10 protein-coding genes and 1 tRNA gene are annotated in these 13,503 nt (G+C 41.4%); 10 read left to right on the top strand and 1 reads right to left on the bottom strand.

Going from position 1 to position 13,503, the window contains the following annotated elements; genetic code table 11:
* Nucleotides 1-37: 37 nt before the first annotated feature.
* Nucleotides 38-1,591, bottom strand: a complete 1,554-nt coding sequence (locus BM380_RS08650; RefSeq protein ID WP_090493987.1) for a cryptochrome/photolyase family protein — start codon at nt 1,589-1,591, stop codon at nt 38-40.
* Nucleotides 1,592-1,815: 224 nt separating this feature from the next.
* Between BM380_RS08650 and BM380_RS08645 the strand changes: the two genes are divergently transcribed.
* The 10 genes from BM380_RS08645 (at nt 1,816) to BM380_RS08600 (ending at nt 13,406) form a co-directional block, all read left to right on the top strand.
* Nucleotides 1,816-1,892, top strand: a tRNA-Met gene (locus BM380_RS08645).
* Nucleotides 1,893-2,171: 279 nt separating this feature from the next.
* Nucleotides 2,172-2,627, top strand: a complete 456-nt coding sequence (rimP, locus tag BM380_RS08640; RefSeq protein WP_008114543.1) for a ribosome maturation factor RimP — start codon at nt 2,172-2,174, stop codon at nt 2,625-2,627.
* Nucleotides 2,628-2,665: 38 nt separating this feature from the next.
* Entirely contained in the window at nt 2,666-4,165 is a 1,500-nt protein-coding gene (gene nusA / locus BM380_RS08635) for a transcription termination factor NusA (RefSeq protein WP_013464535.1), read from the top strand.
* Between the two features lie 25 nt (nt 4,166-4,190).
* Nucleotides 4,191-6,848, top strand: coding sequence for a translation initiation factor IF-2 (gene infB / locus BM380_RS08630; protein WP_013464536.1), 2,658 nt, complete (start codon nt 4,191-4,193; stop codon nt 6,846-6,848).
* Nucleotides 6,849-7,005: 157 nt separating this feature from the next.
* Entirely contained in the window at nt 7,006-7,413 is a 408-nt protein-coding gene (gene rbfA, locus BM380_RS08625; RefSeq protein WP_008467148.1) for a 30S ribosome-binding factor RbfA, read from the top strand.
* Nucleotides 7,413-8,357 carry a tRNA pseudouridine(55) synthase TruB gene (gene truB / locus BM380_RS08620; RefSeq protein WP_090493985.1) on the top strand — a complete coding sequence of 315 codons (945 nt, stop codon included), beginning with the start codon at nt 7,413-7,415 and terminating at the stop codon, nt 8,355-8,357. The genes rbfA and truB overlap by 1 nt, the downstream gene beginning before the upstream one ends.
* Nucleotides 8,358-8,466: 109 nt before the next feature.
* The gene (gene rpsO, locus BM380_RS08615; protein WP_006793376.1) at nt 8,467-8,736 is read left to right on the top strand and encodes a 30S ribosomal protein S15; all 270 of its coding nucleotides are present in this window, start codon (nt 8,467-8,469) and stop codon (nt 8,734-8,736) included.
* A gap of 362 nt (nt 8,737-9,098) precedes the next feature.
* Nucleotides 9,099-11,225, top strand: a complete 2,127-nt coding sequence (gene pnp / locus BM380_RS08610) for a polyribonucleotide nucleotidyltransferase (RefSeq protein ID WP_013464538.1) — start codon at nt 9,099-9,101, stop codon at nt 11,223-11,225.
* Nucleotides 11,226-11,410: 185 nt separating this feature from the next.
* Nucleotides 11,411-12,283, top strand: a complete 873-nt coding sequence (nlpI, locus tag BM380_RS08605) for a lipoprotein NlpI (protein ID WP_013464539.1) — start codon at nt 11,411-11,413, stop codon at nt 12,281-12,283.
* Nucleotides 12,267-13,406, top strand: coding sequence for a hypothetical protein (locus BM380_RS08600; RefSeq protein WP_090493983.1), 1,140 nt, complete (start codon nt 12,267-12,269; stop codon nt 13,404-13,406). The genes nlpI and BM380_RS08600 overlap by 17 nt, the downstream gene beginning before the upstream one ends.
* Nucleotides 13,407-13,503: the final 97 nt, after the last annotated feature.

Genomic DNA, 13,503 nt, shown 5'->3' with positions numbered 1-13,503 from the left:
TATCAAGAATGCTGCCGTCAATTGACGGCATTTATATTTAAAGCTTTTCAATATTATTTAAATAGTGGCTAGCTTGCTCTAAGGTTTCTTGGCGCAATGATTCATCTTGTTTATCCCAATTGCGATAAACCATGCCTATCCGTGGATTTTTTTCAAGCCGCTCTCGGTGTGTTTGCATAAATTGCCAATAGAGGCTATTTAACGGGCAAGCGTCTTTTCCTACTTTTTCTTTCACCTTATATTGGCAGCTTTTACAGTAGTCGCTCATTTTATTTATATAGTTGCCGCTAGCCGCATAAGGCTTGGTAGCAATGATGCCATCGTCAGCAAATTGACTCATGCCACGGGCGTTAGGCATTTCTACCCATTCAATAGCATCGATATAAACACCCAAATACCATTCATCCACTTCATCAGGGTTAATAGCGGTTAGTAAACAAAAATTACCTATTACCATTAAACGTTGAATATGATGGGCATACGCGCTGTCTAAGCTTTGTGTTAATGAGTGGCTTAAGCAGTTCATTTTTGTTTTACCATTCCAAAAATAACGTGGCAGTGCACGGGTTGCATTAAGCTGGTTTTTGTTAGCGTAATCGGGCATGTTTTTCCAATACACGCCACGCACATATTCGCGCCAACCTAGTACTTGGCGAATAAAGCCTTCAACCTGAGAAATAGATATTTCATCTTGGCGTTGTTGGTATTCTTTGACCACACGGTCGATAACATAGCGAGGGTGTAAAATTTTGGCATTTAACGCAAATGATAACCGGCTGTGATAAAAGGTATCTTTATCAGGGCATTGATCTGTCATCGCATCTTGAAATTGACCAAAGCGGGGGAGTAAATGTGCACAAAAGTGATCAAGTGCGCTTATTGCTTGTTTGCGGGTTGTTGGCCAGCTTAATTGGGTTTCTATTTGCCCAAAGTATTTTATTTTATGTTTATCTAAACGCTCAATGATGGTGCTAACATCATTTTTAAATAACTTGGGTTTGGGGATATCGGCTAAATCGCTTTTTGAAAACTTATTACGGTTATTCGCATCAAAGTTCCATTGACCACCTTGAGGTTTGTCATCGTCCATTAAAATATCAAACTGCTTTCGCATTGCCCGATAAAAATGCTCCATAGTGACGTGTTTATCTTTTTTAAAGCGTTTGTCTATATCGTTAAATGCTAATAAAAAATGCTCGCTGTCACAGGCAGTCACAGCTAATTCGCTGTTAGTGGCAAAGTCGTGCAGTTGTGTTTTTAAACGGTACTCATCTGGGTATTGATATTCAATTGAGGTGCATTCATGCTGCTTAGCTAATCGAGTTAAAAGAGCGGGTAAGTTATCATCGTCTTTGGTGTCATCTAACGTTAAATGCAACACGTTAAAGCCGGCATCTTTTAAGGCGTTAGCGAAGTTTTCCATGGCTTTAAAAAATGCTGATATTTTTTGCACGTGATGCTTTACGTACTGCGCTTCTTGCATGAGCTCGGCAATAACAAACACCGTGTCATCGGATTTATCTTTAAACCAAGAATGAGCGGGGTTTAGCTGGTCACCTAAAATTAGTTTTAAGGTTTTGAATTTTTTCATAATGAGCCAAAATTATTTTTATACGCTGTATTTTAAAAAGCGATCGATTTCTACATGTCGTTTTAATCATAGAGCAAAGCAATAAACAGCATTGCTTTTTTTATCAACTTATTACTTATTGTGGTTGCTAATTTAGGTGTACATCTTTATAATAGCGGCCATTGTTTAGTAGGTTATAAAATTTACTAACAGCGATATTAAGTTATTAACTTTTTATCTATTGGCGCGGGATGGAGCAGTCTGGTAGCTCGTCGGGCTCATAACCCGAAGGTCGTTGGTTCAAATCCGGCTCCCGCAACCAATCTTAATAGTAAGTTTATACTTACTACTTTATATCGCGCATTCTAAGTAATGCGCGTTTTGCGTTTAAGCTAATGAAGTTTAATTTGGTCAGGGTACTGACTCGCAACCAAGCTTGGCCCTAGGCCACACAGTTTTGCGTTTTTTGGTGTGACGCCCCGCTTGGTTCGGGGCGTTGTTGTATCTGCACCGTTTGATTTAATGTTTATCGATTAAATCAAAATTTAAACTCAGTATTTTAGGGCTATAAGCCCTTTTTTTGTTTGTATGGAGGATTTTCGTGACAAAACTTGAACAAGATTTAGTAACCATGTTAACGCCTGCGGTAGAAATGTTAGGCTTTGAATTACATGGTCTTGAGTTTGTACAAGCGGGTCGCCATTCTACCTTAAGAGTATACATTGCTCATGAGGATGGGATTTCAGTTGACAACTGCGCCGATGCAAGTCGTCAAATTAGTGCGATTTTAGACGTCGAAGACCCAATTACAAACGAATACGATTTGGAAGTGTCGTCTCCTGGTGTTGATCGTCCATTATTCAAACAAGATCACTACGAGCAGGCGCAAGGAGAGGAAGTACGCGTGCGTACTAAGCTTCCACAAGATGGTCGCCGTAATTTTAAAGGCGACTTAATAGCAGTTAGCAGCGATATGATCACACTATCTAGCGATGGTGCGGAGCATTTAATCATGCTTAGTAACATTGAACGTGCGAACATAATCGCAAAGTTTTAATTCGAGTGCGAAGGAATAGGGCAAGCGAGGCATTACCCATGGCAAAAGAAATATTATTGGTTGCTGAAGCCGTTTCCAATGAGAAAGCGGTTCCAAAAGAAAAGATTTTTGAAGCTCTAGAGTTCGCATTAGCGACAGCGACAAAGAAAAAGCATGATGGTGAAATTGATGTACGTGTTGCAATTGACCGTAAAACCGGCGATTACGATACCTTCCGTCGCTGGCAAATAGCTGAAGTTTTAGAAGATGGTTCTTTAGAGAATCCATACAGCGAAATCACGTTAGAAGCTGCTCAAGTTGAAGAACCTGACTTGAAAATGGGCGACTACGTAGAAGAGCAGATTGAATCAATTAAATTTGACCGCATAACAACACAGATGGCTAAGCAAGTGATCGTACAAAAAGTACGTGAAGCAGAGCGCGCCTTAGTCGTTGAAGCATATAAAGATCAAGAAGGCGAGCTGGTAACGGGTGTTGTTAAAAAAGCAACCCGTGATGCAATCGTACTTGATTTAGGTAACAACGCAGAAGCAGTTATTTATCGTGACGACATGCTGCCACGTGAAAACTTCCGCCCGGGTGATCGTATCCGCGGTCTTTTATATGAAGTGAAGCCTGAAGCACGCGGTGCACAATTATTTGTAACCCGTTCTAAACCAGAAATGCTGATGGAATTATTCCGCATTGAGGTGCCAGAAATTGGCGAAGAAATGATTGAATTACGCGCTGCAGCACGTGATCCAGGTTCACGCGCTAAAATCGCGGTTAAATCTAACGACAAGCGTATTGACCCTGTTGGTGCGTGTGTTGGTATGCGTGGCGCACGTGTTCAAGCGGTATCGTCAGAACTTGGCGGTGAGCGTGTTGATATCGTACTTTACGATGACAACCCTGCACAGTTTGTTATTAACGCAATGGCACCAGCAGAAGTGGCTTCAATCGTAATGGATGAAGATACACACTCAATGGATATTGCTGTTGAAGCTGATAACTTAGCACAAGCTATTGGTCGTAATGGTCAAAACGTACGTTTAGCAAGCCAATTAACTGGCTGGGAATTAAACGTAATGACCGTTGATGAAATGCGCGCTAAGAACGAAGCTGAGTCAGATAAGTTAATTAACTTATTTACTGAAAACTTAGATATTGATGACGAATTTGCATCATTACTTATCAACGAAGGTTTCTCAACACTTGAAGAAGTTGCTTATGTTCCGGCTTCAGAGTTTTTAGAAATCGACGGCTTAGATGAAGAAACAGTGGACGTATTACGTTCACGTGCAAAAGATGCATTAACAACGAAAGCCCTTAAAACGGAAGAAAGCTTAGAAGGCGCTGAGCCTGCTGAAGACTTACTTGCGCTTGAAGGCTTAGAGCGTCATTTAGCATTTGTTATGGCAAGTAAGGGTGTAGTAACACTTGAAGACTTAGCTGAGCAAGGCATTGATGAGCTTGTAGATATTACAGAGCTATCTTCAGAGAAAGCGGGCGAGCTAATTATGGCTGCACGTAATATTTGTTGGTTTGCAGACGAGTAATTTATTAACGGAGGTATTAGAGACTATGGCAGAAGTAAATGTTGAAAAACTAGCCGGTGATATAGGTACAACTGTTGATAAATTACTACAGCAGTTTTCACAAGCCGGTATTACTAAACAAGCAGGCGATAATGTAACTGAAGCTGAAAAAGCGACGTTACTTGATCACCTAAGCAAGCAACATGGTGGCACGGGCTCTGAAGGCCCTGCTCGCATGACATTGCAACGTAAGAGTAAAAGCACATTAAGTGTGACGGGCTCTACGGGTAAAGCAAAAGCTGTGCAAGTTGAAGTTCGTAAAACACGCACTTATGTGAAAAAAAGTGCTGTTGAGCAAGAACAAGAACAGCAACGTCTAGCCGCTGAAGAAAAAGCACGTCTTGAAGAGCAGCAAAAAGCTGAACAAGCCGCTGCTGAATTAAAGGCAAAACAAGAGGCAGAACGTAAAGCAAAAGAAGACGCTGATCGTAAAGCCAAAGAAGAAGCTAAACGCAAAGCAGATGCTGAGCGTAAAGCGAAACAACAGCAGATGACCCCTGAGCAAAGTGCTAAGTCTGAGAAAGATCGCATCGAAGCTGAGCGTCTGCAAAAAGAAGCAGAAGAGGCCGCATTGAAGAAAGCTGAAGAAGAAGCGAAACGTCAAGCAGAAGAGGCAAGAAAGCTAGCTGAAGAGAACTCAGCACGCTGGAAGAAAGAAGAAGAAGAACGTAAGAAACGCGAAGAAACCGCGGATCACCACCTTACGACTTCAACATACGCACGTGAAGCAGAAGATGTAGCTGATGCTCGCGAAGAGCAAGGCTCTCGCCGTGCGAAGAAAAAGAAAAAAGCGCCAGCAAAAGATAAATTTGCAGCGTCTAAAGGTAAAAAAGGTAAGCTAAAAGCGCCAGCGTCATTACAGCACGGTTTCCAAAAACCAACGGCTGATGTTAAAAACGAAGTGCGTATTAGTGAAACAATTACAGTTGCTGAGCTTGCATCACGCATGGCGGTTAAAGGTGCTGAAGTTGTAAAAACTATGATGAAAATGGGTGACATGGTTACTATTAACCAAGTTATTGACCAAGAAACTGCGCAACTTGTAGCAGAAGAAATGGGCCATAAAGTTATCATCGTTAAAGAAAACGAATTAGAGCAAACAGTACTTAATGACCGCCATGAAGATGGTAAGTCAGAGCCACGTGCGCCAGTAGTAACTGTTATGGGTCACGTTGACCACGGTAAAACATCGACGCTTGATTACATTCGTTCAGCTAAAGTTGCATCAGGCGAAGCCGGTGGTATTACACAGCACATTGGTGCATACCACGTTGAAACTAACGGCAACATGATCACTTTCCTAGATACTCCGGGTCACGCCGCATTTACATCTATGCGTGCTCGTGGTGCTAAAGCGACTGATATCGTAATCCTAGTAGTTGCAGCCGATGATGGTGTAATGCCTCAAACTAAAGAAGCGGTACAGCATGCTCGTGCAGCTGGCGTTCCTTTAATCATTGCTGTTAACAAAATGGATAAAGAAGGCGCAGATCCAGATCGCGTTAAAAACGAACTAGCTCAGCTAGACGTTATCCCAGAAGAGTGGGGCGGCGATACACAGTACGTGCACATTTCAGCAAAAACTGGTTTAGGTATTGATGACCTGCTAGAAGCTGTATTAATGCAATCTGAGCTTTTAGAGTTAAATGCGCCGACCGAAGGTATGGCTGCAGGTGTTGTTATTGAATCACGTCTTGATAAAGGCCGTGGTCCTGTTGCGTCTATTCTTGTTCAGTCAGGTACGCTTAATCAAGGTGACATTGTATTATGTGGTCTTGAATACGGCCGTGTTCGTGCAATGCGCGATGAAAACGGTAAAGACATTAAGTCTGCCGGTCCTTCTATTCCAGTTGAGATTTTAGGTCTGTCTGGTATTCCAGCTGCCGGTGATGAAGCAACTGTAGTTAAAGATGAGCGTAAAGCGCGTGAAGTTGCACTTTACCGTCAAGGTAAATTCCGCGATGTTAAACTAGCGCGTCAACAAAAAGCGAAGCTTGAAAACATGTTTACGAACATGACTGAAGGCGACGTATCTGAAGTTAACGTGGTACTTAAAGCAGACGTTCAAGGTTCAATCGAAGCAATTTCAGACTCACTAACTAAGCTTTCTACTGATGAAGTAAAAGTGAAGATTGTTGGTTCTGGTGTTGGTGGTATCACAGAAACTGATGCAACTCTTGCGGCAGCGTCTAACGCGATTGTGGTTGGCTTCAACGTTCGTGCTGATGCATCAGCGCGTAAAGTGATTGATTCTGAAAACCTAGATCTTCGTTACTACAGCGTAATCTACGCGCTAATCGAAGAAGTTAAGCAAGCCATGTCTGGTATGCTTGCGCCTGAGTTTAAACAAGAGATCATTGGTCTTGCTGAAGTACGTGACGTATTTAAGTCTCCAAAAATTGGTGCAATTGCCGGTTGTATGGTTACTGAAGGTACAATTAAGCGTAGCGCTCCAATTCGTGTACTTCGTGATAACGTGGTTATTTACGAAGGTGAACTTGAGTCATTACGTCGCTTTAAAGATGACGTAGCTGATGTTCGTAACGGCATGGAATGTGGTATCGGCGTTAAGAACTACAATGATGTTCGCGTTGGTGACCAAATCGAAGTATTTGAAACAGTTGAAGTACAACGTACTCTTTAATTGTTATTAGGTGGTGTTGGACATTCAAGGTTGTACCTCGATAGCCCAATATAACCTATGCTAAGATTTTAAATGGGGGCTCAGCCCCCATTTGTGTATCCATTATTTAGTTAGCTTATTATTATTTTTCAATAAGTTATAATTTTAGGAAAGTGAAATGAGAGAATTTTCTCGCACTGATCGTGTTGCTCAGCAAATTCAAAAAGAAATTGCGGTGATTTTACAACGCGAAATTAAAGATCCACGCTTGGGCATGGTGACAGTGTCTGCGGTAGAAGTATCGCGCGATTTATCTTATGCCAAAGTTTTTATCACCGTGTTTAACACCGAAGATGAAAATGCAGCAAAACAAAGTGCAAAAGTACTGAACGAAGCAACGGGCTATATCCGTTCGTTATTAGGTAAACGTATTCGTGCGCGAATCATGCCTGAGCTTAAATTTGTGGTTGATAACTCATTAATGGAAGGGATGCGCATCTCTAACTTAGTGGACTCTATCATTCGTGAAGATAACGCTAAGCATGTTGATGATGAAACAGATAGCGAAGAAGGCACTAAAGACTAATGGCAAGACGCAGTAAAGGCCGTCCAGTTGATGGTATTTTGTTGTTAAACAAACCAGAAGGCATTTCATCAAACAAGGCATTACAGCAAGCGAAAGGTATTTATTTTGCGCAAAAAGCGGGGCACACAGGTGCGCTCGATCCGCTAGCGACCGGCATGCTGCCAATTTGTTTTGGTGAAGCGACTAAGTTTACCCAGTTTTTACTCGATACAGATAAAACCTATGTTGTTCGAGCTAAGCTAGGTGAACGTACTACCACGTCAGACTCTGATGGCGAAGTGGTCGAAACTCGCGATGTGAATGTCACTTCCCAATTACTAAGCGAAGAAATTGCTAAGTTTTTAGGTGAGTCAGATCAATACCCATCAATGTATTCAGCGCTTAAATATGAAGGCAAGCCTTTATATAAATATGCGCGTGAAGGCATAGAAGTTCCTCGCAAATGTCGAAAAATTAACGTATTTAGCTTAACGCTTGATGAGTTTGATGAGCAAGCTAACGAAATACAAATGACTGCCCATGTATCTAAAGGCACATATATTCGTACTATCGTTGATGACTTAGGTGAAAACCTTGGCTGCGGCGCGCATGTGATTATGCTGCATCGTAGTGCTGTAGGGCATTACCCAGCAGATAAAATGGTCACACTTGAGCAGTTAGAAACGTTATTAAATCAAGCGAAAGAACAAGACGTTGCGCCTTCTACTTACCTTGACGAACTATTATTGCCAATGGATACCGCGTTAGTTGATTTACCTGTTGTGGAAATTACTAAAGAGCAGGGAATAGCATTTAGCCATGGTCAAGCTGTGGTGCTAGGTAAAGAATTACCTGAAGGTGCAATAAAAGTTCTGGCTGACGGAATCTTTATTGGTACTGGTGAACGTAATCCTGATGGCCATCTAAAATCAAAACGTGGCTTGTCTAATCAGCAACCAGAGTAAAGTTTAACTTGTAGTTATGCTGATAATTGGTAGAATACGCCCGCTTAATCGTTTTGGCTGAATTAGTGATCGGCTAAAGCACCTATTAAATTTAACTTTTGGAGTTATTATGTCACTAAGCAATCAAGAAAAAATCGATATCATTGCTAAATTCGCACGCGCTGAAGGCGACACTGGTTCACCTGAAGTACAAGTAGCATTACTTACTTTTGATATCAACAAGCTTCAAGGTCACTTTGCTGATCACAAGCATGACTTCCACTCACGTCGTGGTCTGCTTCGTAAAGTAAGCACTCGCCGTAAACTGCTTGATTACCTTAAAGGTAAAGATATCTCGCGTTACACTGCGTTAATCAAAGAGCTTGGCCTACGTCGCTAAGAACTTGATTATCAAAAGGGGAGCTTTTTAGCTCCTTTTTTTGTGTCTGAATTTTCTCGCTTTCCTCAGTACTTCTCAGTAAACCCCTTGAAATATCGAATAAAAGCCATACTATTATCATTCACAAAGCGAATGTATTTGGCATTGTTGCAAGCACTATTTTATCTCGGTGCTAAGCTCGCAATTTTACCTGACTTTGTTATATACTATGGCGCGTAGATAAAAAGGTTTATCTACGGTTATTTACATCATTGCCAATTGTAGTACTTAATTGATTTCCAACTGAATACAATTATGTACTGTAATTGGTACTTTGATGAAAACTTAATTAATACTAAAAATACATTTAAGGAATATTTTAAGTGCAAGCAATTATAAAAGAATTTCAACTAGGTCAACACACAGTGACGCTAGAAACAGGTGCTATCGCTCGTCAAGCAGACGGCGCAGTACTAGCAAGCATTGGCGACACGTCAGTACTCGTAACGGTTGTTGGTAAGCGTGAAGCTCAACCAGGCCAAGACTTTTTCCCACTAACAGTTAACTACCAAGAGCGTATGTACGCTGCAGGTCGTATCCCAGGTGGTTTCCTTAAGCGTGAAGGTCGTCCTAACGATGGCGAAACGCTTATTGCACGTCTTATTGACCGTCCAATTCGTCCACTTTTTCCAAATGGTTTCGTAAACGAAGTACAAGTTATCGCGACGGTTGTTTCTGTAAACCCTGAAATCCAACCTGATATGGTTGCGATGATTGGTACATCAGCAGCACTTGCTATCTCTGGTATTCCGTTCAGCGGTCCAATTGGTGCATCACGTGTTGGTTACATCAACGGTGAATACGTACTTAACCCAACACTAAAAGAGCTTGAAGAAAGCCAACTTGATTTAGTTGTTGCTGGTACTGATAACGCCGTACTTATGGTTGAATCAGAAGCAGACGTACTTGCTGAAGACGTAATGCTAGGCGCAGTTGTATACGGCCATGAGCAATCACAGTCTATCATCAAGGCAATCAACGAATTTAAAGCAGAAGCAGGCAAGCCTACTTGGGATTGGACTGCACCTGAGAAAAACGTTGCATTAGAAGAGAAAGTAGCAACACTTGCTGCTGATAAAGTAGGCGAAGCTTACCGTATTACTGATAAAGTAGCGCGTAAAGAAGCATTAACTGCAGCAAAAGATGCCGTAGTTGAAGCGCTTACTAGCGAACTTGCTGAAGGCGAAACGCTTGATAAGCAAGAAGTAGGTAAAGTATTCGGTTCACTTGAGAAGAAAATCGTTCGTGGCCGTATCGCTGCTGGCGAAAAACGTATCGATGGTCGTGAACCAGATATGATCCGTGCACTAGATGTAATGACGGGCGTACTTCCACGTACTCACGGTTCTGCAATCTTTACACGTGGTGAAACGCAAGCATTAGTAACAGCAACACTTGGTACAGAACGTGACTCACAGTTAATCGATGATTTAACTGGCACGCACAAAAACCACTTTATGCTTAACTACAACTTCCCTCCATTCTGTGTAGGTGAAACGGGTTTTGTAGGTTCTCCTAAGCGTCGTGAAATCGGCCACGGTAACCTAGCTAAGCGTGGTATCCAAGCTGTAATGCCAACATTAACTGAGTTCCCTTACTCAATTCGTGTTGTATCTGAAATCACTGAATCAAATGGTTCATCTTCAATGGCATCGGTTTGTGGTACGTCTCTAGCGCTTATGAACGCGGGTGTACCAATTAAAGCTTCTGTTGCGGGTATCGCGATGGGCCTAGTTAAAGAAGAAGAAAACTTTGTAGTACTTTCAGATATCTTAGGTGATGAAGATCACTTAGGTGACATGGACTTTAAAGTAGCGGGTACAACTAACGGTATCACCGCACTACAAATGGATATCAAGATTGAAGGTATCACGCAAGAAATCATGCAAATCGCGCTTAAGCAAGCTAAAGCAGCTCGTTTACACATTCTAGGTGTGATGGACGAAGCGATTTCTGCACCTTCTGAAGAGTTATCTATGTTTGCTCCGCGTATTTACACGATGCAAATCCCACAGAAGAAAATTGCTGAAGTAATCGGTAAAGGTGGCGCAACTATTCGTCAGCTTACTGAAGAAACAGGCACTACGATTGAAATCGGTGATGATGGCACAATCAAAATTGCTGCTACAGACGGTGAAAGTGCAGCAAATGCAATTAGTCGTATTGAGCAATTAACTGCTGAGCTTGAAGTTGGTACTATCTACGAAGGTAAAGTTGTACGTATCGTTGACTTCGGTGCGTTTGTAAACATTCTTCCTGGTAAAGATGGCTTAGTGCATATCTCACAAATCAGCACAGAGCGTGTTAACAACGTTGCTGATCACCTTAGTGAAGGTCAAGAAGTTAAAGTTAAAGTACTAGAAGTAGACCGCCAAGGCCGTGTACGTCTAAGTATTAAAGAAGCAATGGAATCAGCAGCACCTGCAGCTGACGAGTCTAAAGACGCGTAATTGCTAATCTTTCATCCAGATAATTACTGGATAGTATAAAAAGGGGCTGTTTAGCCCCTTTTTTTATGCTTTAATGTTAGCAACCTATTATGTTCAAGACGTTAAGTAACATATAACAAGAATGAACCTTACAAGACAGCTTATGTCTTATCTATTTGCTACTTACCTCGGTATTAAGGATTTTAATGAGACTTAAACATTTAGCCTTGGCATCTTTTGCTATTTTGTCTTTAAGCGCTTGTCAGGCTACTACTAAACCCGCTGCTATTATTAATGTGCCATTTACTGCGCCGCTTGCATCAGACTTTAGAAATGAAATTGCCATTGCTCGTTTTTCAGAGCTATTAAATAGAGCAGACTTAAGTACAGAGCAACAAGCAAAGCTCTATTATGACCGTGGTGTGCTGTTTGATAGCTTAGGCATGACCACTTTATCGCGAATTGATTTTAACCGAGCAGTTAAACTGAAACCTGATTTGGCTGAAGTGTATAACTTTTTGGGGATTCAACATACCTTGATGCAGCAATACGAAAAAGCATACGAGTACTTTGATTCAGCCATAGAGTTAGACCAAGAACATGAATATGCGTATTTAAATCGCGGTATTGCTTTGTACTATGGCGATAGAGCCACGCTTGCAAAAGATGACTTTAAAACGTTCTTGGAGCGCTCTCCTAACGATCCTTATCGTGTGCTGTGGCTTTATTTAGCGCAAGCGGCACAAGATAAAACTCAGGCACTCGCTTCGTTAAAAGCCAATGCGGCAGCCCTTGATGAAAACGAATGGGCATATCAGCTTATTGCCTTGTATGTAGGTGATATGAGTGAAAAAGCATTTTTTTCAGGCATAGCCGATGGTGTAAGTTCACAACAAGAATATGCTCAACGTTTATGTGAAGCTTATTTTTACTTAGCTAAACAGCACCAAGCCGCAGGTGAGCTCTCAATTGCAACAGATTACTTTAAGTTGGCGCTGGCAACGAACGTTCACGAATTTATAGAATATAAATATGCGCGTTTAGAGCTTGAGTTGATGGCAAGTGAAAGCGCGGGCTAATTTTTTTAAATTAGCCATTTTATTACTTTTTACTAGCTTAATTAGTGGCTCCAGTAATAAACAAAATAGCATTGGCTTTTGGCAAGTATTGCACGCCAAAGCCAATGTAATTGATAGTTATTGGCAATTTCCTGGTTACTTTGCATCGCATATTTTACAACTTCCCCCGACCTCATTAGCAACCTTAGCACGCAATAAAATAGCCCATGCACAATACGGATATGGGTTATCATTATTAACCAATAATCAAACTGAAACCGCCAAGCTTTTTTGGCAAGCAAGCCTTGATGAGATAACAATTGAACAACAAAAACATCTCGCAGCTTCATTGCTTGCTCAACAGCGCTGGCAAGATTTAGCGTTATTAAAAGCCCACAATAAGCTCCCTAAAGGGGATGCCTTTTATCATTTACAGTTACAACAGCGTGCTCCCTTCGATGCATTAAACCACTCCTTTATGAATAAATTAGGGTTTTTGGTAGCGAGCGAGCAAATTGAGATACAAAAGCAATGCACATTTAATGTGCTAATGCTGAGCGATCACCGTGATGGTTTATATAGGCTCAACCACTTTGTGAAAAAATACGCACAACACCCAGAGCCTAGTAGTAATGCATTTTGTTTTTCAAAGCCTATATATGTTGGTAATGCAATTGCTTGTAACAGCACTAAAGCAACGCTTGCACAGTGCGATTGGCAACAGTCATCACTTAAGCAGCGGCTTCCTAAAGGATTCGATTTTGCGATTATGATGCCCAAGCAAGGTACTGCCAATGTGCATCAGGGCTTAATGCATATTAACTCGCAGGCTAATTATGCAGTCTTTTTACATGAATTAATGCACTTTAATGGTTTTGAAGATGAATACGCTTTACCAGCAAAAAAACAAGCTTGGCTTTGTCAGCTTGAGGGGTTGGTTGCCCCTAACTTGTTTATTGCTCATAACACTGATGCGCCAAAAGGATGGCACAAAAGCAAAAGCTGTCAGCAAGGAGGTGTTGCTTATAAGCCAAGCGCACAGTGGTCTATTATGCAATATCAACAGGTTGGACTTTCAGAGCAATATCGGGCTTTGTGGCAAACTCATATAGAGCAACATGCAGATTTATTCCCGCGCTTTTAATCATTAAATAGAGTGCTTTTAGGTTGTTTAACCAATGATTATATGAGCCTATTAAAACTGCTTAAAAGCTGAGCCGGTTTTATCCCAGTTCATTAAT

This window comes from Pseudoalteromonas sp. DSM 26666, assembly GCF_900116475.1.
Lineage (GTDB): Bacteria > Pseudomonadota > Gammaproteobacteria > Enterobacterales > Alteromonadaceae > Pseudoalteromonas > Pseudoalteromonas tetraodonis.
The sequence above is the reverse complement of the archived record's forward strand: the minus strand, read 5'-3'. Positions and strand labels throughout refer to the sequence as shown.